The organism is Dietzia sp. NPDC055343 (assembly GCF_053645265.1).
In genome coordinates this window covers 1-25668 of sequence record NZ_JBSHMJ010000011.1, presented here as the reverse complement: position 1 = coordinate 25668, position 25668 = coordinate 1, and the positions used below count along the sequence as shown (strand labels likewise).

General features: G+C 71.9%; 23 protein-coding genes. 14 read left to right on the top strand and 9 right to left on the bottom strand.

What is annotated here, in order from left to right:
* Positions 1 to 115: 115 nt before the first annotated feature.
* Both ACWIE7_RS07390 and ACWIE7_RS07385 read right to left on the bottom strand, forming a co-directional pair.
* A complete protein-coding gene (locus ACWIE7_RS07390) occupies positions 116 to 1390 on the bottom strand; it encodes a pyridoxal phosphate-dependent aminotransferase (RefSeq protein WP_452098070.1) in 1275 nt (424 codons plus the stop codon).
* A gap of 310 nt (positions 1391 to 1700) precedes the next feature.
* A complete protein-coding gene (locus ACWIE7_RS07385; RefSeq protein ID WP_452098069.1) occupies positions 1701 to 2966 on the bottom strand; it encodes a TerC family protein in 1266 nt (421 codons plus the stop codon).
* A gap of 235 nt (positions 2967 to 3201) precedes the next feature.
* Here ACWIE7_RS07385 and ACWIE7_RS07380 point away from each other — a divergent pair, with 235 nt between their 5' ends.
* From ACWIE7_RS07380 to ACWIE7_RS07350, 7 genes are all read left to right on the top strand, one after another.
* Positions 3202 to 4656, top strand: a complete 1455-nt coding sequence (locus ACWIE7_RS07380) for an aminotransferase-like domain-containing protein (protein ID WP_454068896.1) — start codon at positions 3202 to 3204, stop codon at positions 4654 to 4656.
* Positions 4657 to 4766: 110 nt separating this feature from the next.
* Positions 4767 to 5591, top strand: a complete 825-nt coding sequence (locus tag ACWIE7_RS07375; protein WP_454068895.1) for a mycofactocin-coupled SDR family oxidoreductase — start codon at positions 4767 to 4769, stop codon at positions 5589 to 5591.
* A gap of 256 nt (positions 5592 to 5847) precedes the next feature.
* A complete protein-coding gene (locus ACWIE7_RS07370; RefSeq protein WP_454068894.1) occupies positions 5848 to 7407 on the top strand; it encodes an FAD-dependent oxidoreductase in 1560 nt (519 codons plus the stop codon).
* Positions 7404 to 8432 carry a molybdopterin-dependent oxidoreductase gene (locus tag ACWIE7_RS07365; RefSeq protein ID WP_454068893.1) on the top strand — a complete coding sequence of 343 codons (1029 nt, stop codon included), beginning with the start codon at positions 7404 to 7406 and terminating at the stop codon, positions 8430 to 8432. Before ACWIE7_RS07370 ends, ACWIE7_RS07365 begins: the two co-directional genes overlap by 4 nt.
* On the top strand, positions 8429 to 8911 hold the full coding sequence (locus ACWIE7_RS07360; protein WP_452098064.1) for a hypothetical protein: 483 nt from the start codon (positions 8429 to 8431) through the stop codon (positions 8909 to 8911). The genes ACWIE7_RS07365 and ACWIE7_RS07360 overlap by 4 nt, the downstream gene beginning before the upstream one ends.
* A gap of 26 nt (positions 8912 to 8937) precedes the next feature.
* Complete coding sequence (locus ACWIE7_RS07355; protein WP_452098063.1) at positions 8938 to 9744, top strand: Crp/Fnr family transcriptional regulator; 807 nt, start codon at positions 8938 to 8940, stop codon at positions 9742 to 9744.
* Positions 9745 to 9816: 72 nt separating this feature from the next.
* Positions 9817 to 10224 (top strand): cupin domain-containing protein, encoded by a 408-nt coding sequence (locus ACWIE7_RS07350; RefSeq protein WP_452098062.1) that lies wholly within the window; start codon positions 9817 to 9819, stop codon positions 10222 to 10224.
* Between the two features lie 142 nt (positions 10225 to 10366).
* Here the strand turns inward: ACWIE7_RS07350 and ACWIE7_RS07345 are convergent, their stop codons facing one another.
* Both ACWIE7_RS07345 and ACWIE7_RS07340 read right to left on the bottom strand, forming a co-directional pair.
* Positions 10367 to 12331, bottom strand: a complete 1965-nt coding sequence (locus ACWIE7_RS07345) for a heavy metal translocating P-type ATPase (RefSeq protein ID WP_454068892.1) — start codon at positions 12329 to 12331, stop codon at positions 10367 to 10369.
* Between the two features lie 157 nt (positions 12332 to 12488).
* Positions 12489 to 12728: a heavy-metal-associated domain-containing protein gene (locus ACWIE7_RS07340; protein WP_452098060.1), complete on the bottom strand. Its 240-nt coding sequence runs from the start codon at positions 12726 to 12728 to the stop codon at positions 12489 to 12491.
* A gap of 132 nt (positions 12729 to 12860) precedes the next feature.
* On the opposite strand from ACWIE7_RS07340, the gene ACWIE7_RS07335 reads away from it, so the two are divergent.
* Entirely contained in the window at positions 12861 to 14117 is a 1257-nt protein-coding gene (locus ACWIE7_RS07335) for a glutaminase (protein ID WP_454057234.1), read from the top strand.
* A gap of 34 nt (positions 14118 to 14151) precedes the next feature.
* On the opposite strand, the gene ACWIE7_RS07330 is transcribed toward ACWIE7_RS07335, so the two are convergent.
* The 4 genes from ACWIE7_RS07330 to ACWIE7_RS07315 all read right to left on the bottom strand — a co-directional run bounded on the left by ACWIE7_RS07330 (position 14152) and on the right by ACWIE7_RS07315 (position 18240).
* Entirely contained in the window at positions 14152 to 15618 is a 1467-nt protein-coding gene (locus ACWIE7_RS07330) for a flavin-containing monooxygenase (RefSeq protein WP_454057233.1), read from the bottom strand.
* Positions 15615 to 16544, bottom strand: coding sequence for a patatin-like phospholipase family protein (locus tag ACWIE7_RS07325; protein WP_452098057.1), 930 nt, complete (start codon positions 16542 to 16544; stop codon positions 15615 to 15617). The genes ACWIE7_RS07330 and ACWIE7_RS07325 overlap by 4 nt, the downstream gene beginning before the upstream one ends.
* A gap of 75 nt (positions 16545 to 16619) precedes the next feature.
* Complete coding sequence (locus tag ACWIE7_RS07320; protein ID WP_454068891.1) at positions 16620 to 17804, bottom strand: alpha/beta hydrolase; 1185 nt, start codon at positions 17802 to 17804, stop codon at positions 16620 to 16622.
* Position 17805: 1 nt separating this feature from the next.
* Positions 17806 to 18240 (bottom strand): pyrimidine dimer DNA glycosylase/endonuclease V, encoded by a 435-nt coding sequence (locus ACWIE7_RS07315; protein ID WP_264888033.1) that lies wholly within the window; start codon positions 18238 to 18240, stop codon positions 17806 to 17808.
* Positions 18241 to 18361: 121 nt separating this feature from the next.
* On the opposite strand from ACWIE7_RS07315, the gene ACWIE7_RS07310 reads away from it, so the two are divergent.
* On the top strand, positions 18362 to 19039 hold the full coding sequence (locus ACWIE7_RS07310) for a DNA alkylation repair protein (protein ID WP_454068890.1): 678 nt from the start codon (positions 18362 to 18364) through the stop codon (positions 19037 to 19039).
* A 47-nt stretch (positions 19040 to 19086) separates the two neighbouring features.
* Here ACWIE7_RS07310 and ACWIE7_RS07305 read toward each other — a convergent pair whose 3' ends face one another.
* Complete coding sequence (locus ACWIE7_RS07305; protein ID WP_454068889.1) at positions 19087 to 20295, bottom strand: hypothetical protein; 1209 nt, start codon at positions 20293 to 20295, stop codon at positions 19087 to 19089.
* A gap of 103 nt (positions 20296 to 20398) precedes the next feature.
* Between ACWIE7_RS07305 and ACWIE7_RS07300 the strand changes: the two genes are divergently transcribed.
* The 5 genes from ACWIE7_RS07300 to ACWIE7_RS07280 form a co-directional block, all read left to right on the top strand.
* A complete protein-coding gene (locus ACWIE7_RS07300) occupies positions 20399 to 21271 on the top strand; it encodes a WcbI family polysaccharide biosynthesis putative acetyltransferase (protein ID WP_454068888.1) in 873 nt (290 codons plus the stop codon).
* The gene (locus tag ACWIE7_RS07295; protein WP_454068887.1) at positions 21268 to 22338 is read left to right on the top strand and encodes a hypothetical protein; all 1071 of its coding nucleotides are present in this window, start codon (positions 21268 to 21270) and stop codon (positions 22336 to 22338) included. The genes ACWIE7_RS07300 and ACWIE7_RS07295 overlap by 4 nt, the downstream gene beginning before the upstream one ends.
* Positions 22335 to 23729: a glycosyltransferase family 2 protein gene (locus ACWIE7_RS07290; RefSeq protein WP_454068886.1), complete on the top strand. Its 1395-nt coding sequence runs from the start codon at positions 22335 to 22337 to the stop codon at positions 23727 to 23729. Before ACWIE7_RS07295 ends, ACWIE7_RS07290 begins: the two co-directional genes overlap by 4 nt.
* Before the next feature lie 104 nt (positions 23730 to 23833).
* Positions 23834 to 24934: a glycosyltransferase gene (locus ACWIE7_RS07285; protein WP_454068885.1), complete on the top strand. Its 1101-nt coding sequence runs from the start codon at positions 23834 to 23836 to the stop codon at positions 24932 to 24934.
* The coding region (locus tag ACWIE7_RS07280) for a glycosyltransferase (RefSeq protein ID WP_454068884.1) at positions 24931 to 25668 on the top strand (738 nt) is incomplete at its 3' end. The genes ACWIE7_RS07285 and ACWIE7_RS07280, both read left to right, overlap by 4 nt.

The window sequence follows — 25668 nt, the reverse complement described above, 5'->3', positions numbered from 1 at the left end:
CGCGAAGTCACCGGCTCGCGCCCATCGCCCAGAGGGTTCCGCACACGTCTACTCGCGAGATGTGTGCGGAACCCTCTGGACGATGAGACGGCGCGTCTTGCGGGGCGGGCCGGGTTCAGGCCGCGACGCGGAGCCTGCGGCGGGCGAGGTAGTCGCCGATCGAGGCGATCGCCCGCTCCAGAACGCCTGCCTCCGGCAGGCAGACGATCCGGAAATGATCCGGCTCGGGCCAGTTGAACCCCGTCCCGTGCGTGACGAGAACATGCTCCGAGCGCAGTAGATCGAGGACGAACTCCTCGTCGTCGTCGATCCCGTACATCTCGCGGTCGATCCGAGGGAAGCAGTACAGAGCTCCGCGCGGCGGTACGCAGCTCACCCCGGGGATCGCATTCAGGGCGTCCGACGCCATCGCCAGCTGCGACTCCAGGCGGCCGCCCGGGTCGACGACGTCCGCCGGGAGCGCGGATCCGGGCGTGCCCGCGGCGAGCGCCACCGGGATCGCGTACTGGCCCGGCACGTTGGGGCAGACCCGCATGTTCGACAGCAGCGTGATCCCCTCGAGTAAGTCCGCGGCGTGGTCGAGCGGCCCGGTCGCGGCGACCCAGCCGGCCCGATAGCCGCACACCCGGTACGCCTTGGACAGGCCGCCGAAGGTCAGACACAACACGTCGCTGCCGGCCGCGAGCGCCGCGTGGTGATGCACGGCCTCGCCGAAGACCAGCTCTTCGTAGATCTCGTCGCTGAGTAGGACGAGTCCGTGGCGGCGAGCGATGTCGGCCATCCCGCGGACCGTCTCCTCGCTGTAGACCGCGCCCGTCGGGTTGTTGGGATTGATCAGGACGAGGGCCTTCGTGCGCGGGGTGACCTTGGACTCGATGTCCTCCAGCGACGGGTTCCAGCCGTTCGCCTCATCGGCCAGGTAGTGCATGGGCACGCCGCCGGTGAGGTTCACGGCGCCGGTCCACGTGGGGTAGTCGGGTGCCGGGACCAGGATCTCGTCGCCCGGGTTCACCAGGGCCTGCAGGACGAGGGTGATGAGCTCGCTGACGCCGTTGCCCAGGAACACGTCCTCGGCCGAGATCTGGTCGATCCCGCAGCGGCGGTAGTGCTCGGCGACCGCCTCGCGCGCGACCGGGATTCCGCGCGAATCCGAGTAGGCCTGGCCGTCGCCGAGGTCGCGGGCCACGGCCTCGACGATCTCGGGGCGTGCGTCGAGGCCGAACGGGCGCATGTTGCCCAGGTTCAGGCGCAGGATGTCGTGGCCCTCGGCCTCGAGTCGCATGGCCTCGGTGAGGATGGGGCCGCGCACGTCGTAACGGACGTCGCGGAGGCGTGCGGACTGGCGGTACGTGGGCGCCGGGCGGTTGTAGGCGGTCGCGGAGTTCTGCATGAGGCCATTCCATCCGCTAAGTGGCTCGGCTGGGAAGGTCCACTTCGGGCCAAATGGTGAGACCACTTTGGCGAAGGTTCGGGGCGGCCGATACGGGGATTGCTGACGGCCGGTGGTCCGGTGTCGGCGCTGCCCGAACTTTGGTGGCGTCACTGCTATCTTTCCGGGCTGGGTTCGCAGTGATGCCGACGAGTTTCGCACTCATGTCGACAAGGTCTGGCGGGGCCGGGTTCAGTGCCGGCCGCCCCGGCCCGGGCCAGCGGGGCCCGGGCACGCCGCCCCAGGCCCCGGGCCCCAGGCCCCGGCGCCGTCAGACCGTGGGGCCGCGCTGCTTGACGATCTTCTCGGACTCGCCGGCCTCGCGACCCGCGGCCCGCGCGGAGGCCAACCGGGTCTCGTGCGCGGTGCGGATGATGTCGGAGTACTTGTCCTTGTGTTCGAGCAGTTCCTCGCGGTACCTCGGCGCCACGGACTCGGCCTTGCGGGTCCAGTCGTCCATGAGCTGCTCGGCCTGCACGCGGTCGGCGTCGGAGACGTCGGTGTCCTCGGCGAGCCTGGAGTAGCGGAACGCGTAGCGCTCGGCGTTCTGCAGCGCACGCAGTGCCTTGCCCTTGGGGCTGAGCAGCGAGACCGCCACGGTGATCGCCAGGATGATCACGATCACCAGCAGCGAGAGGTTGGTGGGGATCTCCACGACGGAGACGTTCTCGCCCTCGTTGATGAACGGCAGGTTGTTCTCGTGCAGTGCGTGCAGGATCAGCTTGACGCCGATGAACCCGAGGATCGCGGACAGCCCGTAGGACAGGTACACGAGCCGGTCGAGCAGGCCGTCGATGAGGAAGTACAGCTGCCGCAGACCCATCAGCGAGAACGCGGTGGCGGTGAAGACGATGTACGGCTCCTGCGTCAGACCGAAGATCGCGGGGATCGAGTCGAACGCGAACAGGATGTCGGTGGCACCGATCGCCACCATGACCAGCAGCATCGGCGTGAGCAGCCGCTTGCCGTTCTCGCGGGTGAACAGCTTGTCGCCGTCGTAGTGCTCGGAGGCCGGCAGGAACCGCTTGGCCAGCCGGACCATGACGTTGTCGGCCTCGTCCTTGCCGTCCTTGTCCCCGGTGAGCTCGCCTCGGAGCTGCTGGCCGGCGATGAGCAGGAGCGCGATGCCGAACAGGTAGAACACGTCCGACCAGGCCTCGATGATCGCGGCGCCGAGGAGGATGAACACCGTGCGCGAGATCAGCGCGAACGTGATGCCGAACAGCAGCACCTTCTGCTGGAACTCACGCGGCACCTTGAACGACGCCATGATCACCAGGAACACGAAGAGGTTGTCGACGCTCAACGCCTTCTCGGTGATGTAGCCGGCGTAGTACTCGACGGCGTGCGCGGTGTCGCCCACGGCGAAGAACATGAGGCCGAACAACAGGGCCAGACCCACGTAGATCGCGGACCAGACCGCGGCCTCGCGGATGGTCGGCAGGTGTGCCTTGCGCACGTGGAAGAAATAGTCGAAGGCCAGCAGGCCCACGATCACCGCGATCGTGATGCCCCAGAGCAGCGGAGTGATCTCCATGGACGGAGAGGGTCCTTTCGTGAGAGACGGCGTGGGACGACAAAGCCCCGTGAGTCTCTCCGCTCACCCGGGCCTTGACCGTTGGTGTGAGCCGCTGTGCCCGGCCGACCCGATCCTCGGGCCCGCGTGCTGACGTCCACAGCGTGATGGATACTCCCCCACTGCCGGTGAATCCTACACGCTGGCGGGCGACTTCTCCGGCCTCGTGACCGCGGTCGCCGCCTACGCTTGGTCCATGTCCCGCACCTCCCGCCCCGGCGCCCTGGTCCTGGGGCAGGTGTCGGGAGCCGCGGATCTGGTGGACGCGATCATCGAGCGCATCGCGGACGGCGCCCTGGCCGACGGCGACCGCCTGCCGTCCACACGCGCGCTGGCCGAGCAGACGGGCCTGTCCCGGGGGACGGTCGTGCGCGCGTTCGACGAACTCGCCGCCGCCGGATTCGTGGCCTCCGAACGCGGCTCCGGCACCCGCGTCAGCCGGGGCGCCGCGCAGGCCGCCCGCGCGGGTGCCAGGACCCGGCGGAGTGACGGTGCTGCGGCTGAGGCCTCGTCGTCGTCGCCCCTACCCGAGACCCGTCGGGGGCGATCGCCGCGCGACCTGCGTCCCGGGATCCCGGACGCCGCGCTGGTGGAGGAGCGTGCGTGGCGGTCGGCCGTGCGGGCGGCCGCGGCGCAGGGGCTCGCGGGGGTCAACCCGTGGGAGGAGCCGAGTCCGACGGTGCGCGCGGCGTTGGCGGGGCACCTGCGGCGGCATCGCGGGATCGCCGGCGCGGACCCGCTGCTGTTCGACTCGTCGCGCTCTGCGATCGCCGCCCTGTGCGCCGCGTTCGTCGCCCGGCGCGAGGAGGCCGGCCGGCCGGGCCCCGCCGCGATCCCGTTCCACATGGAGGATCCCGGCTACCGCGGCGCGCTGCTCATGGCACGCGAGCAGGGTCTGGACGTGCACTTCCACCCCGTCGACCCGGACGGCCTCGACGCCGGGCGCCTGGGCGAGGCGCCCGCGATCGTGTTCACCACGCCCGCACACCAGTACCCGCTCGGCCACCGCATGAGCGTCGAGCGGCGGGTCGCGCTGGTGGAGTGGGCGCGGCGGACGGGCTCGCTGGTGATCGAGGACGACTACGACGGCGAGTTCCGCTACGGCGTCGCCCCGCTGCCCGCGCTCGCGACGCTGCCGGGCGCCGACGGGTGCGTGGCGTACGTCGGCACGTCGTCCAAGTCCGTGGCCCCTGACCTGCGCGTCGCCTGGTGCCTGCCACCGGCCGGGTTGCGCCGCGAGGTCGAGCGGTGGCTGGCGGTGCACCGGCGCGGGCCGTCGTCGCTGCCCGCGGACGCGCTGGGTGGGTTCGTGGCCTCGGGCGCGATGGACCGGCACCTGGCGCGGGCGGCGCGGGTGTACAGCGATCGGCGCTCCCGACTGGTGGGCGCGCTCGCGCGCGAATGCCCCGACCTGGACGTGACCGGCGTGGAGGCGGGCCTGCACCTGTGTGTGTTGCTGCCCGGGTACGACGACGCCGAGGTCGTTCAGTCACTCGAGCGGGCCGGGTGGCGAACGCGGTCGCTGAGTAGTCAGTCCGCGCGGTATCCGGTGTCGGGGTTGGTACTGAGCTATTCGCGGCTGGTCGCGCGCGATGCGGACGCGTTCGCCGCGGCGCTGCGCGAGGTGCTGGACGAGGCGGATTCGGGCTGATCCGCATCGGCATGCGTGCTTCGGTGCTTAGATTCTGACAGTAGTCAGGCCGTCGCCCCGGCGGCCCGGCAGGTCGCCGTTCGGGCATCGTGAGCAGGAGCGTGGAGCACATGGAACAGCAGTCACTCGCGGGCAAGGTCGCCTTCATCACCGGCGCGGCCCGGGGCCAGGGGCGCAGTCACGCGGTGGAGCTCGCCCGGCGCGGGGCCCGCATCCTCGCCCTCGACATCTGCCAGGATATCGCGTCGGTGCCGTACGCCCTGGCCACGCAGGCGGACCTGGATCAGACCGTCGCCGAGGTGGAGGCGGTCGGCGGTGAGATCGTGGCGGTGCAGGGCGATGTGCGCGAGACCGCCGACGTCGCCGCAGCCGTGGACCGGTGTGTCGAGGCGTTCGGCGTGCCGGACATCGTCGTGGCCAACGCGGGCATCAACCTCCAGCGCGGGCAGGAGCCGGATGCGCAGGTCGCGTTCATCGACACGATCATGGTCAACCTGGTCGGCGTGTGGAACACCGTCCACGCGATCGCGCCGCTCATGGTCGAGCGGGATCAGGGCGGATCGATCGTGCTCATCTCGTCGACGAACGGCCTGACCGGCCGCGGCGGCGACGGCAGCGGCGCCGCGACCGGGTACACCGCCAGCAAGCACGGCGTGGTGGGCATCATGCGCAGTCTCATGATCTGGCTGGCGCCGCACGGCATCCGCATCAACACCATCCACCCGGCCGGCGTGCCCACCGCGATGGTGTCGCACGCGGAGATGCAGGCCTGGTTCGCCGGTAATCCGGCCGGGCACACGATGGGCAACGCGATGCCGGTGGCGATGCTCGATCCCATCGACATCTCTCGCGCCGTGCTCTACCTGGTGGAGGAGTCCGGCAGGCACATCACCGGCATCACCCTGCCCGTGGACGCCGGGTTCACCGGCAAGTAGCCGCCTCGCCGTCCCGCTGCCCGGCCACCTGGCTGCCTCGCTGCCCGGCTGCGTCGGGAAGAGGGTTCGGCCCGCATCGACCGAGTGAGTCTGTGCGCTTTCCGCTTCTCGATCGAGTCCTCGACTCGGCGGGAGTCGCTCGGCGCGGGCCGGAGTACATCGTGAGAAGCGGACCGTGTGAGCAGACGGCGATTCTGCGCTGGCGTGGAAGCCGAGCGGATGCATTAGCGGATGGGCAGTCCTACGGTAAGCCACCATGGGCACTTCGTACTGGCAGCGCAGCACCATCGACGTCCCCGCAGTCGACATCCCCGCCGACGAGCACGTGGACCTGGTGGTCGCGGGCGCGGGCTTCACCGGCCTGATCACCGCGCTCATGGCGGCGGCGCGCGGCCACTCGGTGGTGGTGCTCGAAGCGCGGACCGTCGGCGCGGGCGCCAGCGGAGCGACCACGGCCAAGGTGTCGGTGCTGCAGGGCACGCGGCTCTCCGCCATCCGGTCAAGGCACGGTCTGGACACCGCCCGCGCCTACGCCGACGCCAACCAGTACGGCCTGGAATGGTGGGCCGAGTTCTGCGACACCCACGACGTGGCCGTGCAGCGCCCGCGGGCGGTGACGTTCTCGCGCGGCCTGCTCGGCGGGTCCGCGCTGGGCAAGGAGATGCGCACCCTTCGCGACCTGGGACTGCCCGCGCGGTGGTACGACCGGATCGACGTGCCGTTCCCCGCCAGGGCCGCGGTCGAGCTGCCGGAGCAGCTGCAGTTCGACCCGGCCGAGGCGCTGGCCGCGCTGGTTCAGACGGTCGAGGCGCTCGGCGTGCGGATCGTGGAGGGCGCGCGTGTCACCGGCCTCGATGCGCGGGGCAGCGGGGACGAGGCGTTCGTCGACGTGACCGTCGACGCGGTGGCGGGCGACGTCGTCGTCGACACCTCCGACGCCTCAGGCACCTCCGGCACCACGGCCGCACCCGGTCCCACCCGTCGCTCCACCCTCACCGCGCGCGACGTGGTGCTGGCCACGGCGACGCCGGCGCTCGACCGCGGCCCCTCGGTCGCGACCATGGAGGCCGAACGTTCCTACCTGTGCGCGTTCGACTACGCGGGCGGACTACCGGAGGGCATGTATGTCTCCGTCGAGAGCCCGGCGCGGTCGCTGCGCGCGGTCCCGTCCGCGGGCGGCGAGGTGCTGCTCGTCGGCGGCAACGGCCACCGCACCGGCACGGCCGCCGGGACCGCCGACAAGCTCGACTCCCTGTGCGAGTACGCGGATAAGCACTTCCCGGGCGCGCGCCTCACGCACGGCTGGTCCGCGCAGGACTACCACCCGGTGACGATGCTGCCCCGATCCGGACCGCTGCCGTGGGGGCGCGGGCGGGTCCACTTCGCCGGCGGCTACAGCAAGTGGGGACTGGCGGCGGCGCCCGCGGCCGCGGGGATCATGGTCGACCGCCTCGAGGGGCGGCAGCCGCGGACGTCGTTCGGGCGGCCCACGATCACCGGCACGGTCCGGGGCGCGGTGCCGTTCGCGGCGGGATTGCCGGCGCAGCTCGCCGCGACCGCGGCGCAGGCGGTGGTACGGCCACCACGGCCGAGCATCCGGCCGATGGGCCAGGCCAGGAGCGACGACGACGAGACCTGCCGCGTCGGACTGCTGTGCCCCCACCTGGGAGCCGCACTGACCTGGAACGAAGCGGAGCGGTCCTGGGACTGCCCGTGGCACGGGTCGCGCTTCTCGGCGTGCGGCGAGCTGCTGGAGGGGCCGGCCGCGCGCGGACTCACGAGGTATGACACCCGCCAGGAAGGGAGGACCGGATGAGCACGGCACATCCCAAGGGCAGCAGACCGCGGCCCACGCGGATCGATCAGCCGTGGGGCGAGCGCACCGCCTACGGGCCCGGCGAGGACTGGCCGGTCCGCGTGGACACCCACCTGGCGGACGGCGTGCGCGAGGAGGACGTGGACCGCTGGGTCCAGACCGCCTCCATCCTGCATTCCAACGGCGACGCGATGGACATGGCGGTGGTCGACGGCCGCATCCAGGGGGTTCGTGGGCGGGCCGGCGACCGCGTCAATCACGGTCGCCTGGGCGTTAAGGACCTCTACGGCTGGCAGGCCAACTCCTCGCCGGACCGGCTGACCCGGCCGCTGGTGCGGGAGAACGGCCAGCTGGTCGAGACGGACTGGGATACCGCGATGGACCGGGTCGTCGGCCGGACACGGGAGCTGCTGGACGAGCAGGGAGCCAGCGCGATCGGCTTCTACACCAGCGGCCAGCTGTTCGCCGAGGAGTACTACACGCTGGGCGTGATCGTCCTGTACGGCCACAACATGGCCGAGACGCAGAGCGTCCTGTGGATGCGGATCCTCGACCGGCTGGCCGGTCCCAACCCACCCGCGATCCTGTGCGTGGACCCGCGACGGACCCCGGTGGCCGCGCACGCCACCCTCCACCTGGCGCCGCTGCCCGGCACCAACATGGCGCTGATGAACGCGCTCATCCACGAGCTCATCGAGTCCGACGCCGTGGACCGCGACTACGTGGAGATCTCCACCCCGCGCGGCCGCGTCCGTGCGACGGTGCGGATCACCGACATCCGCGACGGGGTGCTGTTCCTGCCGTTCCACTACGGCTACTGGGACACCCCGACCGGCGACGGCCCGGCTCGCGACGCGGCCGGCCGGGCCGCCAACGAGCTCACCCTCACCGACTGGGACCCGGTGTCCAAGCAGCCGATCTTCAAGACCGCGGCCGCCCGGATCACGCGGGTCGCGGACTCGGCCGCTGCGGCGGAGGCCCACGGGCCGGGGCACCGGGAGTCCAGGAAGGAGGGCGCGCGATGAAACTCGCACCCGTTCTGCACGAACTCCACCACTCCGAGGTGCGGCTGGGTCGGCAGCTTCTGCTGGTCTCCGAGCGGTACGCCGTCGACCACGAGATCCACCACGTCGCGCGGGACAACGCCGAATGGTCGCGCCGCCACCTGCGGCGGATGGTGGAGGTCGGCGTCGACTACGGGCTCGACCTCGATCCGGCTCCCCGGCTGGAGTCCGGGCCGGCCGCCCGGGTCCGCGAGAAGGGCTCGGAGTTGATCGGCCGGCTGCGTGCGCCGGAGCTACTCATGCTCGAGGACCTGCGGAACGTGTACGTGGACGCCTCCGGCGTGCAGATGGACTGGTTGCTCCTCGCGCAGGCCGCCCAGGGGGTGCGGCACATGCGCCTGCTCGAGCTGGCCGAGGAGTGTCAGCCGGAGACCCACCGCCAGGCCAAGTGGGCGGAGGCGCAGCTCAAGGCGCACGCCACCCAGATCCTCGTGTCCTGAACCGGGAAGTTGGCACAGTGGGGGATATGAGCTCGGTTTCCGATCGTGCGGCCGCCCGCCGGGTCACGCCCCTGCGACCGACGTGCGCGCAACCGCATGCGTGCCCGGAGCCGGTACGACTGGCGGTCCTGCGGCACACACCGTTCTTCGCCGACCTCGACGCCGACGGTATCGCCGACGTCGACCGGCACTCGGTGGCACTGTCCTGGGGGGCGGGCGACGCGGTCTACACCGAGGGCGACTCGGCCGGCCACCTCTACCTGGTGGCCCACGGCCGCGCCAAAGCCTACCGCGACACCGAGGACGGCAGGACCGTCGTGGTGGACCTGCTGGCGCCGGGCGACGTCTTCGGCGGTTTCGACACGCTCGGCCGTCCGGTGTACGGCGAGACCGTGGAGGCGTTCGACACGCTCTGTGCACTGCGGATCTCTGCGGAGGACTTCCGCGAACTCCTGGTCCGCTACCCGGCTGTCGCGCTGCGGGTCGTCGACGATCTGGCGGGTCAGCTCGGCGAGTCCCGCACGACGGTGATGCACCAGTCCACCCGGACGGTGGCCGAGCGGGTCGCGGGGACGCTGCTTCGTATCGCCGACAAGTTCGGCGAGTCCCGGACGGGTTTCGGCGACGGCGGCGCGCCCGGCACACTGTTGCAGCTGCCTCTCACCCGCGCCGATCTCGCCGGGATGACCGGCTCCACACCCGAGTCCGTCTCGCGGGTGATGAGCCGCTTGCGCAGGGAGGGGATCATCGACTCCGGACGACGATGGACGGCAGTGCTCGACCGCGACGGACTGGAGGCGGTCGCGCGCCCGCTGACGGGGCCGTCCAGGTAGATACGCGCCACGCGGGCCGGCCGTTTCGGGCAGGCTGTCAGTGTCAGTTACACCGAACAGACAGGAACCGCGATGAGCCCCACCGATCATGGTCCGAACCCGTATGTCGTGGACATCGAGGACGCCACCTTGGAGAACGACAACTACCGGACCACCTTGTGGACGGGATCGAACATGCAGCTCACGGTGATGAGCATCAAGCCGGGTGACGACATCGGGCTGGAGGTCCACGACGACCACGACCAGTTCCTGCGCGTCGAGGCCGGTAAGGGCCGCGTGCAGATGGGCCCCGCCAAGGACCAGCTGGACTTCGAGCGCGAGGTCGGCGACGACTGGGTGATCCTCGTGCCGGCCGGCTCGTGGCACAACGTCACCAACATCGGTGACGAGGACCTCAAGGTGTACTCGCTGTACGCCCCGCCGGAGCACGCTCACGGCACCGTCCACCCGACCAAGGCTGACGACAACCACGATCACTGATCTGCGCGCGACGCTGACCGACAAGTCGCGCCGCACGATAGCGGCAGGGCCCGGACCGGCATCTGATTGCCGGTCCGGGCCCTTGTCGTCTCTGCGGTGTGGCATGCCGTTCGCGGAATGCGGGCTGCCTCGACGTGGTGCGTCAGACCTTCACGGAATCGCGATCCGCATCGCCGAGGTCGGCATCGCTGCGCGCGGGTGCCGCCATTGCCTTCGGGGCGCTGCCCCTGCGACGCATGAGCCGCATGGCGTTGATGATCACCACCAGGACGGATCCCTCGTGGACGAGCATGCCGATCGACATGGTGACCCCGCCCGCGAACACGCCGGCCAGCAGTGCGGCCACGGTGATCATCGCGATCGCGATGTTCTGCCGCATCACGCTGACGGTGCGCTTGGCCAGGCCGATGGCCTCGGGCAGGCGTAGGAGATCGTCGCCCATGAGCGCGATGTCGGCGGTCTCCACTGCCACCGCCGAGCCGGCCGCGCCCATGGCCACACCGATGTCCGCGGTGGCCAGGGCGGGAGCGTCGTTGACGCCGTCGCCGACCATTGCCACGGTGTGCCCCTGACGCTGCAGCTCGGTGACCGCGTCGAGCTTGTCCTCGGGCAACATGCTCGCCCGGACCTCGTCCACACCGGTCGCCTTCGCCACGGCCTCGGCGACCAACCGCACGTCACCTGTGAGCATGATGACCGTCTCCACGCCCGCCTCGTGCAGACGGGAGACCATCTCGGCCGCGTCCGCACGGATGGTGTCGGCCACCGCGATGACGCCGGCGACTCGTGTATCCACCGCGATGATCATCGGGGTCTTGCCGTCGCGGGCGAACTCGTCCGCCGCACGTTGCGCGGCGCCGTCGTCGACGATTCCGAACTGGTCCAGCAGCGCCTGGTTGCCGATCAGGACACGGTGACCGTCCACCTGGGCGGTCAGGCCCTTTCCGGCGACCGGCTTGACGGACTCGGGGGTGTCGTAGCGGATCCCCTCGGCCGCCGCGGCCTCCAGGATCGGTCGGGCCAGCGGATGCTCGGAACCGGCCTCGCCGCCGGCAGCCAGGGCCAGCACATCGGCGCGGTCCATGGCCGGATCGAGCACCAGCACGTCGGTGAGCTCGGGGCGACCCTCGGTGAGGGTGCCGGTCTTGTCCACCGCGACAACGTCGATCTTGGCGGAGGTCTCCAGGTACTCGCCACCCTTGATGAGGATGCCGTTGCGGGCGGCACGGCCGATGCCGGCGACGATCGCCACGGGAATCGAGATGACCAGAGCGCCGGGGCAACCGATCACCAGCAGGGTCAGGGCGAGAACCACATCACCGGAGATGAGGCCGGCGACCAGCGCGAGGATCATGATGCCCGGGGTGTACCAGGTGGAGAAGCGGTCGATGAAGCTCTGGGTGCGGGCCTTGGCATCCTGCGCTTCCTCGACGCGGTGGATGATCCGCGCCAGAGTGGTGTCGGCGCCGATGCCGGTGGCCAGCACGTGCAGGAAGCCGCCACGCGAGATGGTGCCGGCGAACACCTGGTCGCCCTTGCCCTTCTCGACAGGGATGGACTCGCCGGTGATCGAGGCCTCGTCCAGCGCGCCCGAGCCGGCCACGACCTGGCCGTCGACGGGCACCTTGGCGCCGTTCTTGACCAGGACGATCTCGCCCTGGCGCACCTGGCCGGCGTCGATCTCGACTTGTTCGCCATCGCGCATCACCACAGCGACATCCGGGGCCACCGCCACCAGTTCGGCCAGCGCCGAGCGGGTCTTGTTGAGGGTCGCCGCCTCGAGGGCGTGGCCGATCGCGAACAGGAAGGTGACCGCGGCCGCCTCCCAGTAGTTGCCGATGATGATCGCGCCGATCGCCGCCACCGAGACCAGCAGGTCAATGCCGATATGGCGGATGAGCAGTGCGTCGATCGCCTTCTTGACGATGGGCGCGCCGGCCACGACGGCGGCGGCGAACATCAGCGCGTCGGCCAGGATGGTGTTGCCCTCGAGCCCACGGAAGTCCGAGCCGGCCACACCGGATGCGATGAACGATCCGATGATGAGCAGCCCGGACACGATGGGCACGAACCACCGCCCGTACAGCCAACTACGGATCGTGGTCATGGTCTTTTCCTCTTTCTCTTCTCCGCCACCGTCAGGGGTGCCGGACCTCAGGCGGCCGGCGCCCGTTGGCGCCGGCCGGTGGTGCACTTGCTCGGTTGAGAAGCTGCCGTCGGCGGCCCGAATGACCGCTGCGCGACCCGATAGGGGCCGGCGTGGGTCAGAAGGCGCTGGCACGTGCCTTGTAGCCGGCCTTGCCGACTGCGGCCACCACGTCGTCGACGCTGGCGACCTCGGGGTCGTGTTCAACCTCGATGCGTGAGGAGGCGAAGTGCACCTTCACGTCCTCCACGCCCTTGAGGCGGCCGACCTGCTTCTCGATCCTGCCCACGCAGGAGGGGCAGGAAAAACCCTCCGCACGGAGCATGCTCTTGACGATGTTCTGGCTGTTCGCGGCCATTTCTATCCTCTCCTCGTGGTGTCTTCCTCGGACCTTCCCGGCCCGTCAACTGTGAAGTTACGAGAGACGGGGAAGAAGAACACTGATGGGCGTCACTTATCCGCAAACTAGTTCTCGTGACAATCTGAGGGTGTGAAGACGCCGGTACCCGAATATCTGCTCGAGATCCGCGACGCCTGCTCGGTGGGCGACGACGGTGAGTTGGCCGACTACATCCCCGAGCTCGCCTCCGTCGACCCGGACAGGTTCGCCGTGTCCGCCTGCACCCTGGACGGCGTCGTCTACACCGCCGGCGATGCGGACGCCGAGTTCACCATCCAGTCGATGAGCAAGCCGTTCATCTACGCCCTCGCCCTGCGCGACCGGGGGATCAAGAGTGTGCTGGAGAAGGTCGGCGTGGAGCCGTCCGGTGATGCGTTCAACGAGATCTCGCTCGAGCCGGAAACCGGACGCCCGGAGAACCCGATGATCAACATCGGAGCCATCACCACGCACACCCTCGTCGGGCCGCCGGACGCGACCGAGATCGAGCGGGACACGGCCGTGCAGGAGGGGCTCTCGGCGTTCGCGGGTCGCCCGCTGGACGTGGATATCACGGTTCTGGACTCCGAGCTGCGTACCGCGTTCCGCAACCGGGCGATGGCCAATCTGGTGCGGGCCGGAGGGATCATTGACGGCGACCCGGACGAGGCGGTCCGCGGATACACCAGGCAGTGCGCCTACACGGTGACCGTCCGCGACCTGGCGGTGATGGCGGTGACCCTGGCCGCCGGCGGGGTCAATCCGGTGACCAAGGAACGGGTGGTCTCGGATGAGGTGGCGCGGCATGTGCTGGCGGTCATGGCCACGTGCGGTATGTACGACGCGGCCGGCGACTGGATGTCCACGGTCGGCATCCCGGCCAAGAGCGGGGTGTCTGGTGGCATCCTCGGTTCGCTGCCCGCCCAGGTCGGACTCGGGGTGTTCTCCCCGCGGCTGGATGCGCACGGGCACAGCGTCGAGGGGGTGCGGGCGTTCGAGCGGATGTCGCGGGACCTCGACCTGCATCTGATGAACACCGCCGTGATGGATGTGGAGGCCGTCCGCTCGGTCCGCTACGACGAGGCAAACGACCGCCGCGTCTTCCGGCTGCAGGGTGCGATGACCTTCGCCAGCGCCGAACTCGTCCTGCGACGCCTCGCCGAGATCCCGCCCGGCGACGGTGAGGTGACCTTGGATCTGAGCCGCGTGTCGTCGGTCAACACCAGCGCCCGCCGGATGCTGCTCGACGGCATGCGCCGCCTCGCCGCCGACGGACACCTGATCGGGCTGGCCGACCCGAGCCGCCGCCTGCCCGACCCGGACCTCGGCGACGGGACGCGGCCCGTATCCCGGCGCGCGGCCCGCTGAACCGCGCCCCGACCGTCACACGCGGCGCGACCGGTCACCGCACCCGGAAGTGGGAGCGGTCGGGCTCGGCGAGCAACTCGGCGAGACGGGCGCGGTCGAACGGGAACAGATCGATCGCGCCGCCGGAGTGGAAGTACCAGGAGTTGCACCCGGTGTTCCAGACCGTCGGGCCCATCGCGTCCGCCACCTCGGCGTTGAAGTCCGCGGTCGCCTCCTCGGTCACCTCCACCGAGGAGATCGGGCCGTCGCGCAGCAGCCCCAACCAGTGGGCGATGTAGCGGGCGGTGAGCTCCGCGGTGTGCTGCAGGGAGATGGAGCCGGTCGGGGAGTTGGGGCCGAGGACGGTGAAGGCGTTCGGGAATCCCGGGATCGCCGTCATCCGGTAGGCGCGCGGGCCGTGGCGCCACTCATCGTCCAGAGTCCGACCGTCGCGGCCGACGATCTCCATGGGCAGCATGTAGTTGTGCGCCCGGAATCCCGTCGCCAGCACGATGACGTCGGCCGGGCGCTCGACGCCGTCGGCCGTGCGGATCCCGCCGGGTGTCACCTGGGCGATCGGCGCCGTCACCAGTTCGGCGTGGTCCTGTTGGATGGCGCGGTAGTAGGTCCCCGAGACCACCTGACGTTTGCACAGCGGCTCGTCGGCCGGGGTGAGTTGCGCGCGCAGGTCGGGGTCACGGACCTGTAAGCGCAGTGAGAGCCGCGCGTAGGTCTGTACCGCGCGTCGTCGCCACGACGGCCGGGTGGTGATGTCGGCGAGGATGCCCGAGCCCCACTGCAGCGCCGCGTACAGCGCGCGGTGGGCGGTCGGGAACCGCCGGAGGACGGATCCGACGACGACGAGCTGGCGCACCCCCATCGGGGCCCACAGGATCCACTGTGGCGATCGGACGTGATGCGTGACCGAGGCGGCGTCCCGGATGAGGGCGGACACCACCTGGACGCCCGTGGAGCCGGTACCGAGCACCGCGACGCGCCGGCCGGCGGTGGACAGCCCGTCTGGCCAGCGCGCCGTGTGGACCACCTCGCCGGCGAAGTCCTCGAGCCCGGGGATCGCAGGCACCGACGGGTGGTGCAGCACCCCGGTCGCGAACACCACCACGTCGGCGTGGAGCGTCTCGCTGCAGGCTGTCGTCAGTTCCCAGTGGGCGTCGTCCTCGTGCCAGCGGGCGGCGACGACCTCGGTGTTCGTCCGGATGAACCGGTCCAGGCCGAGATCGTCGACCACCCGGCGGTGGTAACGCTGGATCTGACTCCCGTCGGCCCACACGTGAGACCAATCCGGCTTGGGGGCGAACCCGAACTGATACAGCTGCGAGGGCACGTCGCAGGTCAGGCCCGGGTAGCGGTTCCAGTGCCAGACCCCGCCCACGTCGGAGCCCTTCTCGAGGACTGTGACGTCGGTGAATCCCTGCTCGCGGAAGACGTGGAGGGCGGTGATGCCGGCGACCCCCGCCCCGATGATCACCACGCGCGGTTCGCGCGGGTGGGCAGGACTCATACGCCGGCCCCGTTCGCGGACAGCGCGGCGCGGACGGTCTCCGGCGCGGTCCTCATGGAGTGCTCGAACGCCGCCACCCGCCGGGACGCGCTCATGAAGTGGGCGCCCAGACCGGCGAGGTCGGTGGCGGTGGGCAGGATGGGGACGACGGTGGTCCCCCGGGCCCGGACGGCCGCGACCTCGGCGGCCAGGCCCGCGGACATCGGACGCCGCAGGAGTCGGTACTCGACCGCGCCGCCGAAGCCGGGGACGCGGACGCCGGGCGCCGAGGTCATGGGGGCGACGACGTAGATCAGATCCGCGTCCTCGGGCGAGATCAGGTCCACGGAGGCGGACGAGCCCATACCGCCGTCGACGAAGATGCGGTCCCCGATGGCGACCGGAGGCATCCACCCAGGGGTCGACCAGGACGCCCGCAGCGCCTCGCCGACGGTCGCGATCGGCGAACCCGGCGCGCCGAACACGACCCGCTCGCCGGCCCGCACGTCGTAGGCGATCATCCGCGCGGCGCGATGCGGCAGCCAGGATCCCACCTCGAAGCCGTCGGCCAGCCGCTGCAGCCACGTCATGTCACCGCGCCCGGTGGGGGCCAGGCCGGTGAGGGCGGCCAGCCCGGATTGCGTCCGCAGGAGTCCGGGGTTGAGCAGTGGCGGCCCGGGAAGCGGTGGGACGCCGGGCGGCGTGGCCGCGATGTGGCTGCGGAGCCGGGGGTCCTCGGCCTCGCCGCGCTGCATGTCCACCAGTTCGTCGATGCCGACGCCGCCGCCCAGCATGGTCACCAGCTCGGCGCCCGCGGAGGTGCCCTGCAGCACGTCGGCGTCGCGGGGCTCGAAGCCGGTCTGCTCGGCCAGCGCGTGGAGGGCGGCGATCGTCCACGCCGCGCCGATCGTCCCACCGCAGCCGATGACGAGGGCGGTTCGGTTCATCCGGGGTCCCTCCTGGGGTGATGGGGTGATCGGGTGGATTGTCGTGGGGTTAGTGATGTTTAACGGTAGCGCCGATCATCCGGCAAGCGGTTCGGTGAATCGGCGGATCGCCGCCACCACCGCGAGATAGCGCGGCGACCGTACGGCGTCGAAGCCGTGTTGGGCGCCGGGCAGCTCCGCGTAGACCACCGGGTTGGCCGAGGCGGCGCGCAGGTGCCTGACCAGCCGCCGGGAGCCCTTGACCGGGGTGTACGTGTCGAGGGTGCCGTGGATGATCGCAACCGGCGGCGCGCCGGTTGCCGGTCGGCGCACCGGGTCGGACGTCTCCGTGGTCGCCGGACCCAGTCGGCCGTAGTAGCCGTACAGTCCGATTGCGCCGGCCAGCGAGGTGTCGACGTCCTCGAAGCCCGGCTGGTACTCCGGGTCGCCCGCCGTCAGCGCGGTCATCATCGCGATATGTGCCCCCGCCGAGCTCCCGGCCACCACGATCGGCGTGTTCATCGGGATGCCGTGGTCCGGCCCCTCGGCGCGGACCCACCGGATGAGCCGCTTGATGTCCACCAGATGCTGCGGGAACCCCGACTCCGGGGTGGGCGAGAGGTGGTAGGTCGCGCTGATCGCCGCCCAGCCGCGGCGCGCGTGGTCGAACAGCATCGCCCGCGATTCGCGGCTCGGGCCGCCCGCCCGGAAGTGCCCGCCGTGGATGTGGATCAGCGCGCCGCGCGCCGGGGCTCCGTCGGCACAGGTGTAGAGATCGAACCGATTGGTCGCCGGGTCGGGGCCGTAGACCACGCCCCTGCGGGCGCGGACGCCGCGCGGCACGCTCGGCCACGGCGCGAGCAGCACCGCGGGCCAGGGCGTGCGGCAGCGGGGCGAGGGCGGTGTCGTCGTCGACTTTCCCGCCGCCTCTCCCACCACGTCGTGCGGCTCCGCCAGGGCCCGGTCGAGCACACGCGCGGCGGCGAGCTGCCGGGCCAACACCAGCCCCAGCCCCGCGCAGGTCAGTACCGCCATCCCCACGCCGATCACGTCTGACGGGCGCGTGCTGCGGCGGGCCAGCGCCGGGGCGGCCGCCGCACCCACGAGCACGCCGACGTGCAGCGGCAGCTCCAGCGCCGGCAGGCTCAGCACCCAGCCGGCGGTGGCGGCGGCGAACGGGCGGCGGATCGGGGTGAGCGCGAGTAGCGTCGACGCCGCGGCGGGCGCGAGCACGGCCGGCAGCGGAAGCGGGCGCCGCATCGGGCGGGGGAGCAGCGTCATGTCAGGCCTCCGGCCGGGGTGCACGTTCCCAGTCGGCCACCGGGCCCGGCACCAGGTCGAACATCGGGTGCGGACGCGGCTCCGTGAGCCGCTCCAGCCACGCCGGGTCGCGCGCGGTGACCTTGCCGCGCAGGTGCGCCCACTCCAGCGCGAGCTGACCGTCGGTGAGCTCGAGTCGTTCGGCGCCCGCGGGAACCACGACGCGGGTGCGGTCGAACCGGTATCCGCGCTCGTCCGCGCCATCCGCCAGCGCGTGCAGCCACGTGGCGATGCCCGCGACCGGATCGGGCAGCGTGCGGAACCGCTCGAGCTGCGGGTGGCTGCGATAACCGGTGGTCAGCCCGCGGAGCACCTTCTGCGCCAGCAGGCCCTCGCGCCACCCGGCGACCAGCGCGGAGCGGTCGAGGAGGTCGGGGTGGATACTCCACAGGCGCACCCGGTGAGTATAGGGCGCGCGACAGCGTGGCCGCGCGAGTGCGCACGCCGCGGCGACGGAGGCCGCGCTCGTATGGTGGTGGGATCGGTTCGGTAACGGTGCGAGACGGAGGCGACGGGCCATGACGACGACGACAACGCCCACACTCGACGACGTGATGGCCGAGCTCGCGGAGCTCGCCGATGCCCGGATCCGGGAGGTCAACGAGCGTCACGGCGACGATCACGCGGTGAATCTGACCAAGCTGCGCGCCGTGGCCAAGAGGGTGAAGAAGAACCATCCCCTGGCGGTCGGGTTGTGGGGCACCGGCGATTCGGCGGCGCGGCTGCTGGCGCTGCTCATCTGCCGGCCGCGGGAGTTCTCGGCGGACGACCTCGACGCGATGATCCGCGAGGCGCGCACCCGCAAGGTACACGACTGGCTGGTGGGCTACGTCGTGATGAAGGGCCCGCACGCCGAGGAGCTGCGGGTCGCGTGGCTGGCCGACGCGGACCCGGTCGTGGCGAGTGCCGGCTGGGCGTTGACCGCGGACCGGGTGGTCAAGAAGCCTGGGGGGCTGGACCTGCCCGCGTTGCTGGACCAGATCGAGGCCGAGATGGCCGGGGCGCACGAGCGGCTGCAGTGGGAGATGAACACCACGCTCGCGCAGATCGGGATCGAGAACCCGGACCTGCGGCCGCGCGCGCTGGAGATCGGCGAGCGGCTGGGCGTCCTGCGGGACTACCCGACGCCGGCCAACTGCACGTCCCCGTACGCGCCGGAGTGGATCACCGAGATGGTGCGCCGCAAGGAGGGTTGACGCACGCACCGTCTTTCGCCCCGTCGAGTGGTCGAAGATCACGGCGTTCAGTGACCGCCACCTGGGGAAACGTGAGCGGGATCGACCAAGCGGCGGTTGCTGAGGGGCCGACCGGTGTGGAAGTAGGCATCACGGGCGGAATTCCGGACGGCGTCGCGGTAGAGCTCGCCGTGGGCCCGGGCGACGGCGGCGTCCTCCGCATCGGGCGCTCGGGGTGGAACCGGTGGGCCGTCGAGGGCGGTCAGGAGGGCGGAGTGCAACTCCGACGTCAGCGCCTCCGCGGTGACGCCCGCGGTGACGCGGGCCGGATCGTACGAGGCGGCACCGGGGCCCCACTGCTGCACGAGATGGCCGATAGCGGGGATGACCGGCGGGAGACCCAGGTCTCGGCACAGCTCCAGCCAGCCGGAATGCGTGCCGTGGCGGTGCGGAAGCACGAGCGCGCCGAACCCGGCAAGTGCCGCGCACAGGTCGGCATCGGACAGGTGCTCGTGCGCGCGGACCTCGACGGCCGGCGCGAGTCGGTCGAGTTCGATCGCCGCGGCGTGCCGGGCGTGGCCGGGCTCGCGGGCCGCGGCCAGCGCATCAGACCGGACCATCACGACCAACCGCGTACCCGGCGGCAGGGCCGCGACCAGCGGGGCCAGGAGTTCCTCGACGGCGACCCCGGCCCGCAACGAACCCAGCACCACGCCCACCGTGCGGGGTGCCCGGGTGGGCGCGTGTTGATCGCGAAGCGTGTCGAGCCGAGTCCGACGGTGCGGCTCGGTGATCTCGGGCGGCATGAGCCGGGGATGCGGGATGACGTGCGCGTCCACGCCCCAGAGTCGGCGGATCTCGGGGGCCGCGCCCCCGGTCAGCGTGATCACCGCATCCGCGCCGCGGACCAGGTGTCCGGTGCGCTCGAGGTGCGACGCAGGGTCGGGCTCGTGGGGGTTGGTCAGATCGTGCACGGTCACCAACAGCGGCAACCCGCGCGCGCGGACCGCGGCGACGAACTCCGCGACCTGCCCGGGGGTGCGGTGCTCGTAGCCGAAGTGAACGTGGACGAGGTCGGCGCAGTCGAGCATCTCGGGGCGCTCCGCGGCCTCCAGCACCGGGTGCGGCCACCACCGCGCGGGCTCGGCGGGGTCGAGTACGGGATCGGCCAGCACCTCGACGCCGACGGCCGGGCCGACGGCATGCCGGACGTAGTCGTGGCCGGCCGGGATGGACAGGACCCGGATCCGTGGGGTCGAGGAGGGGCCGGAGGTCACCCCGCCACCGTGCCCGCCGGCGCACGCCGTCGCCACCGCTGGCCGCCGCGGCCTCGGCGTCAGCCGGTTGCCGCCGCCCCCGGCCCTGCCTACGCTCGCCCCGATGAGCACTCCGGATCAGCCCACGGTCATGGTGATCGGGAACTGCCAGGCCGACGTCTACCGTGACCTGCTGCGCACCTCGCAGGAGGTCGGCGTGATCGATGTCCGACCGGTGTACGAGATGACGGCCCGCGACCTCCCGCGCCTGCACGCGGATCTCGCCCGCACCGATGTGCTGATCATCCAGCCGATCCGCGACGACTACCGCGACCTGCCCCTGGGCCACCGCCAGCTCGCGGCCCGACTCCCGACGTCGGCGTCCGTGGCTCTGGTGCCGGTGCTGCGCTACGCCGGTCTGCACCCGTACCAGGTGCTGGTGCGCCCACCACGGGATCGCTCGCTCGTCCCACCGATCGCGCCGTACCACGACCTGCGCACCCTCGTGGCTGCCGCGACCGGCGACCACGATCTCCTCGGGGCCACTCCGACCACCGAGCAGGCCCGGGCCTCGGCGAGTGAGTCCGTCGAGGCGCTGCGTGCCCGGGAGCAGGCCCACGGTGCCCTGCCCGTCTCGGATCTCCTCGAGGACTACCCGCGCTGGCACACCATCAACCACCCCGACCGGCAGACGCTGGCCACGGTGTTCGCCCGCATCCTCGGGCACCTGCCCGCCGGCCTGCTCTCAGACCCGCCCCGGATCGGCGACCGTGAGCCCCTGGGCGCCACCCGCGCCCCCGTCGACCCCGCGGTCGAGCGTGCGCTGGGACTGCCCGAGACCGGGCCCCGCGGCTGGCTGGTCGACGGCGCGCCGGTGCCTGAGCGCGAGATCGTGGACGCCCACCTCGCCTGGTACGCCGTGACCCCGGGCGTGGTCGACGAGGGCCTGCGCAGGCACGCGGCCCGCATCGAGTTACTGGGGCTGATGCCCGCGTGATCAGCGCCGACGCCGACGTCCCGGCCGCCCGGCCACCTCTCACGGTCGCTCTGGGGCCGCCCGAGCACGGGGTGGCCCGCTTCGCCGTCGACTGCGCCCGCGCCGCCGGGACCACGCTGATCGAGGTCGCCCACGTCGACGACCTGCCAGCCGCCCTGACCGGGCACCCCGGTACGCCCGTGCACCTGCACATCACCGATCCGCTGTTCGGCTCGACACCTGACGAGGCCGCCGGAGTGGTCGAATCGCTGGCGCGTGATCGACCCGTCGCGGTGACCCTGCACGACGTCCCGCAGCCGGCCGAGGGCGCCGAGCGATGCCGGAGCCGGGCCCGGGCCTATCGTCGAATCGCGACCGCTTCGGGCCTGGTCATGGTGAGTTCCGAGCACGAGCACCGACTCTGCGCGGACGAGGGCGTCGCCGTCGACGTCGTCGTCCCGCTGCCTGTTCCCGCCCTGCCTGTTCCCGCGCTGCCCACCCCGGCCCGGACGGGAGCGGCGCCGACCGCTCGTGCCGTCCCCTCCCTCGACCCTCGCTCGGTGGGCGTCTTCGGCTTTCTGCACCCGGGCAAGGCGGTTGACGTGGTCGCGGAGGCCGTCGCGCGGCTCGCGGCCGACGGCGACGACCGCGTGACTTTACGCCTGTTGGGCGCGCCGGCCGAGGGGCACGAGGAGTACGTGGCCGCCGCGCTGGAGACCGTGCGCGCCGCCGGGGGCCGGGCGGAGGTGACGGGGCGGATCGACGACGACGAGCTCGCCGGCACGCTCGGCGCGGTGACCGTGCCGGTCGCCCTGTTCCGGAACGTCTCGGCCTCGGGCTCCCTCAACACCTGGGCTGCCGCGGGCCGCCGCCCGCTGGTCAGTGACTCGTACTACACCCGGGAGATGGAACAGAGACGGCCGGGCTCCCTGCTGCTGGCCAGCGGCACCGATCTGGGCGCGGACCTGGCCGCGGACCTGCGCGCACTCCTCGACGATCCCGCGCCCACCCTGCGCGACATCCCGCCGCCCGGCCTGGACGAGCTCGGTCGGTCGTACCTGCGCGCCTGGCGGGGATGGCTCACATGATCGGCCGGCCCCCGCTGAGCGTGGACGTGGTGATCCCGTACTACCGGGACCAACGGATGCTCGACCGGATCCTCACCGCCCTGAGCGGGCAGCGCGGACTCGCCGAGCCAGGGATTGAACAGGCGGTGCGCGAACCGGTCGGGAACGATTCGGCGGGACACGTGCCGGCGGGGCTCGTGCCGGCGAGGCCGCCGGCCATGCAGGTGATCGTCGCGGACGACGGGTCACCCACCCCGCCCTCCGTGCTGCCCGAGGTCACGGTGGCCCGCCAGGACGACCGGGGTTTTCGCGCGTCGGCCGCGCGTCACCTCGGCGCGCAGGCGGGCAGTGGCGAGCTCCTGCTGTTCCTCGACGGAGATACCGTTCCCGGGCCCGACTACGTCGCCACGATGGCCACCGCCCTGACCGACGCGCCCGACCTGTTGGTCGTGGGCCGCCGCCGGTATGGGCACTTCAGCCCGTCCACTACAGCAGTGGAGCCGGAGGTGATCCTGCCCGATCCCGCCTGGCCCGCCGCGTTCTATGCCGAGACCGACAGACTGACCCGCGGCGAGGGCCTGTGGCGCGGAGTCCTGTCCGCGGTGTGCGGCCTGCACCGCCGCCTCTACGACCTCGCCGGAGGATTCGATCCGGGGATCATCGGCTACGGCGGCGAGGACTGGGACCTGGCCTGGCGCTGCGAACAGGCCGGCGGTCGCCTGCGCTACCTCCCCGACGCCGTGGCCTGGCACGACGGCCCGGACTGGGCGGGCCGCGCAGGCGCCGCGGACGGCCGGGACGACGTCCGACACCTGGCCCAGAAGAATGCCGAGACCGCCCGTCTGGCACCGCTCATCGCCTCGCCCTTCACGCGCCCCGCCGGTGGGATCTTCGCCCTCCCGTCCATCGCGGTCCACGTCCATGCCGCGAGGTCGGCGTTCTCCGGGGCCGGCTCGGCCGCCGCGACCTGCATCTCGTTGCTGCGCTGGGGCGATGTGGCCGCGACCGTCGACCCCGCCACCTCGGACTCCGGGGTGATCGCCGGCCTGTTCGCCGACGACCCACGGGTCGACGTGGGGGAGCGCGGCCGGTGGTGGCGGCCCGGCGGGCAGGGGGCGGGTCCTCGTCGTCGTCCCGACATCCTGGTCGACATCCACCGCCCCTGCGCGCTCGGGGATCTCCCCGTGGAGCGGTTGCGCGCACTGTGCCCACCCGTCGGGAGCGTGAGGATCGACGACGACGAGGGCCGCACCCTCGCCCACGTGCGCAGGTCGCGAGCACTGGCGCGCGAGCAGGAGTGGGGTGAGCAGCCGCCCGACCCCGTGCGGGTCGCGGCGCGGGACCTCGGAATCAGGCCACCGGGCGACGACGGAACAGGAGTGCGACTCGAACGCGTGGTGGGCGGCTGGTGAGAGCGGGGGTGTCGCTCCGGTGGCGGAGGGCCCCCCGGGGGGCCACGATCGATGATCTGGCACACCCGGAAGGCCCGGGAGCTCCGTCAGCGGCAGGGGGGATCGTGGACATCCAGAACGAGGACCGGTTGGACATCGCCGTGATCGGCCCATCGAGGTTCCCCATCCGCGAGCCGTACGCCGGTGGGCTCGAGGTGGTGGTGGCCAAGGAGGTGCGGGCCCTGCGCGACCGCGGGCACCGCGTCACCCTGTTCGCGGCGGCCGGCAGCGAGGGCCACGACCGGCGGTTCGAGTTCACGACCATGGCCACGGCCATCGGCTTCGGCGACAGCTTCTACCCGCCCGGCGGTTACGAGGCCGACGCGGCCGAGTTCGACCGCCTGATGGACCACCTGGCCGGATCCACGTTCGACGTGATCCTCAACCACAGTCTCAGTCACGTCCCGCTCGTGCGGGCAGCCGACATGGCCGCGCCCGTGATCACGACGCTGCACTGCCCGCCCCTGGCGGCGATGCAGGCGGCGTTCGACAGGCTCGGGTCCGCGACCGGGCAGGCCCTTGCGGTGAGTCGCTCGGTGCTGAGCGCGTGGCAGATCCCGCACGGCGCCGAGGTCCTGCCCAACGGCGTCGACATGACGGTCTGGTCACCCCGCCCCGCGCCCACAGGTCCGCACCGAGCGGTGTGGATGGGGCGGATCGTGCCCGAGAAGGGGCCGCACCTGGCCGTGGAGGCGGCCCGGCGGGCAGGCCTGCGACTCGATATCGCGGGCCGCGTCGGCGACCGCGAGTACATGAACAAAATCCTGGCCCCACGACTGCGTGCGGCCGGTGAGGCCGCCCGCTTCCACGGACCGCTCGGCCGGGACGCGCTGGTCCCGCTGGTGGCCGGGGCATCGGTCGCGCTCGTGACCCCCTGCTGGGAGGAGCCGTTCGGGCTCACCTCCGTCGAGGCACTGGCCTGTGGCACCCCGGTCGTCGCGCTGGCCCGCGGCGGCACCCGCGAGATCCTCAGCGGGCAGCCCGGGGTGGTATTGGTCAAACCGGGCCCCGACCCGGCGTCGGCGCTGGCCGCGGGCATCCCCGCCGCGCTGACCATGGACCGGACCGCGACCGCCCGGGCGGCGGCCGCGGCCTTCTCCCACGATGCCCGCATCGACTCCCTCGAGGCCCGATTGCGCGGACTGCCTGTGGGGGCGGCCCTGTGATCGGTATCTACGCCCACCACCAGGGCAGCGGCCACCTGCAGCGGGCCCTGGCGGTGGCGGCCGAACTCCGTGACGAGGTCACCGTCCTCACCTCCGCGCCGGTCGCTCGCGCAATGAACCCCGACCCGGGGCGCGTGCAAATCCTGCCGCTGCCGCTGGACCACGACGGGTCCGCCTCGGGGGTCGACCCGACCGCCGGGGGCCGCCTCCACTGGGCGCCGATGCACCAGCCGGGGCTGCGCCGCCGCATGGCTCTTATCGCCGAATGGATCGACAGGACCGAGCCGGCGCTGCTGTGGACCGACATCTCCGTCGAGGTCACCCTGGCCGCCCGGCTCACCGGCACCCCCGTCGTCGCCACGGTTCTACCCGGCCGCCGTGACGACGCCCCGCACGCCCTGGCCCACGGCGTGTGTTCGGCCCTGGTGGCGGGCTGGCCACGATCGGCAGGCGCTCCCGTGCCCGCGGGCGCGGACCGACCCCTCGTCCCGGTGGGCGGGGTCTCCCGATTCGCGGACCGGGCCCCGGCAGGCGCGCGCTCCGTTGCGCACAGGCGCGGCCGCCCCCGGGTGCTGCACCTGCGCGGCTCCGGCGGCGACGCCGCAGACCCTCGCTGGGACGCGGCCCGCGACCAGTTGGCGGAGGTCGACTGGGTGTCGCTCGGTGGACCCGGCGGCAGATGGGTCGCCGACCCGTGGGACGAGATGTGCCGCGCGGACGTGGTGGTCAGCGCT

Coding starts and splice junctions, on each gene's coding strand:
- ACWIE7_RS07320 (WP_454068891.1), bottom strand. CDS start 17,804: ATGACGCTGCTCCCCCGCCCGATGCGGCGCCCGCTTCCGCTGCCGGCC.
- ACWIE7_RS07370 (WP_454068894.1), top strand. CDS start 5,848: ATGGGCACTTCGTACTGGCAGCGCAGCACCATCGACGTCCCCGCAGTC.
- ACWIE7_RS07340 (WP_452098060.1), bottom strand. CDS start 12,728: ATGGCCGCGAACAGCCAGAACATCGTCAAGAGCATGCTCCGTGCGGAG.
- ACWIE7_RS07390 (WP_452098070.1), bottom strand. CDS start 1,390: ATGCAGAACTCCGCGACCGCCTACAACCGCCCGGCGCCCACGTACCGC.
- ACWIE7_RS07365 (WP_454068893.1), top strand. CDS start 7,404: ATGAGCACGGCACATCCCAAGGGCAGCAGACCGCGGCCCACGCGGATC.
- ACWIE7_RS07350 (WP_452098062.1), top strand. CDS start 9,817: ATGAGCCCCACCGATCATGGTCCGAACCCGTATGTCGTGGACATCGAG.
- ACWIE7_RS07330 (WP_454057233.1), bottom strand. CDS start 15,618: ATGAGTCCTGCCCACCCGCGCGAACCGCGCGTGGTGATCATCGGGGCG.
- ACWIE7_RS07310 (WP_454068890.1), top strand. CDS start 18,362: ATGACGACGACGACAACGCCCACACTCGACGACGTGATGGCCGAGCTC.
- ACWIE7_RS07375 (WP_454068895.1), top strand. CDS start 4,767: ATGGAACAGCAGTCACTCGCGGGCAAGGTCGCCTTCATCACCGGCGCG.
- ACWIE7_RS07355 (WP_452098063.1), top strand. CDS start 8,938: ATGAGCTCGGTTTCCGATCGTGCGGCCGCCCGCCGGGTCACGCCCCTG.
- ACWIE7_RS07345 (WP_454068892.1), bottom strand. CDS start 12,331: ATGACCACGATCCGTAGTTGGCTGTACGGGCGGTGGTTCGTGCCCATC.
- ACWIE7_RS07290 (WP_454068886.1), top strand. CDS start 22,335: ATGATCGGCCGGCCCCCGCTGAGCGTGGACGTGGTGATCCCGTACTAC.
- ACWIE7_RS07380 (WP_454068896.1), top strand. CDS start 3,202: ATGTCCCGCACCTCCCGCCCCGGCGCCCTGGTCCTGGGGCAGGTGTCG.
- ACWIE7_RS07360 (WP_452098064.1), top strand. CDS start 8,429: ATGAAACTCGCACCCGTTCTGCACGAACTCCACCACTCCGAGGTGCGG.
- ACWIE7_RS07300 (WP_454068888.1), top strand. CDS start 20,399: ATGAGCACTCCGGATCAGCCCACGGTCATGGTGATCGGGAACTGCCAG.
- ACWIE7_RS07385 (WP_452098069.1), bottom strand. CDS start 2,966: ATGGAGATCACTCCGCTGCTCTGGGGCATCACGATCGCGGTGATCGTG.
- ACWIE7_RS07325 (WP_452098057.1), bottom strand. CDS start 16,544: ATGAACCGAACCGCCCTCGTCATCGGCTGCGGTGGGACGATCGGCGCG.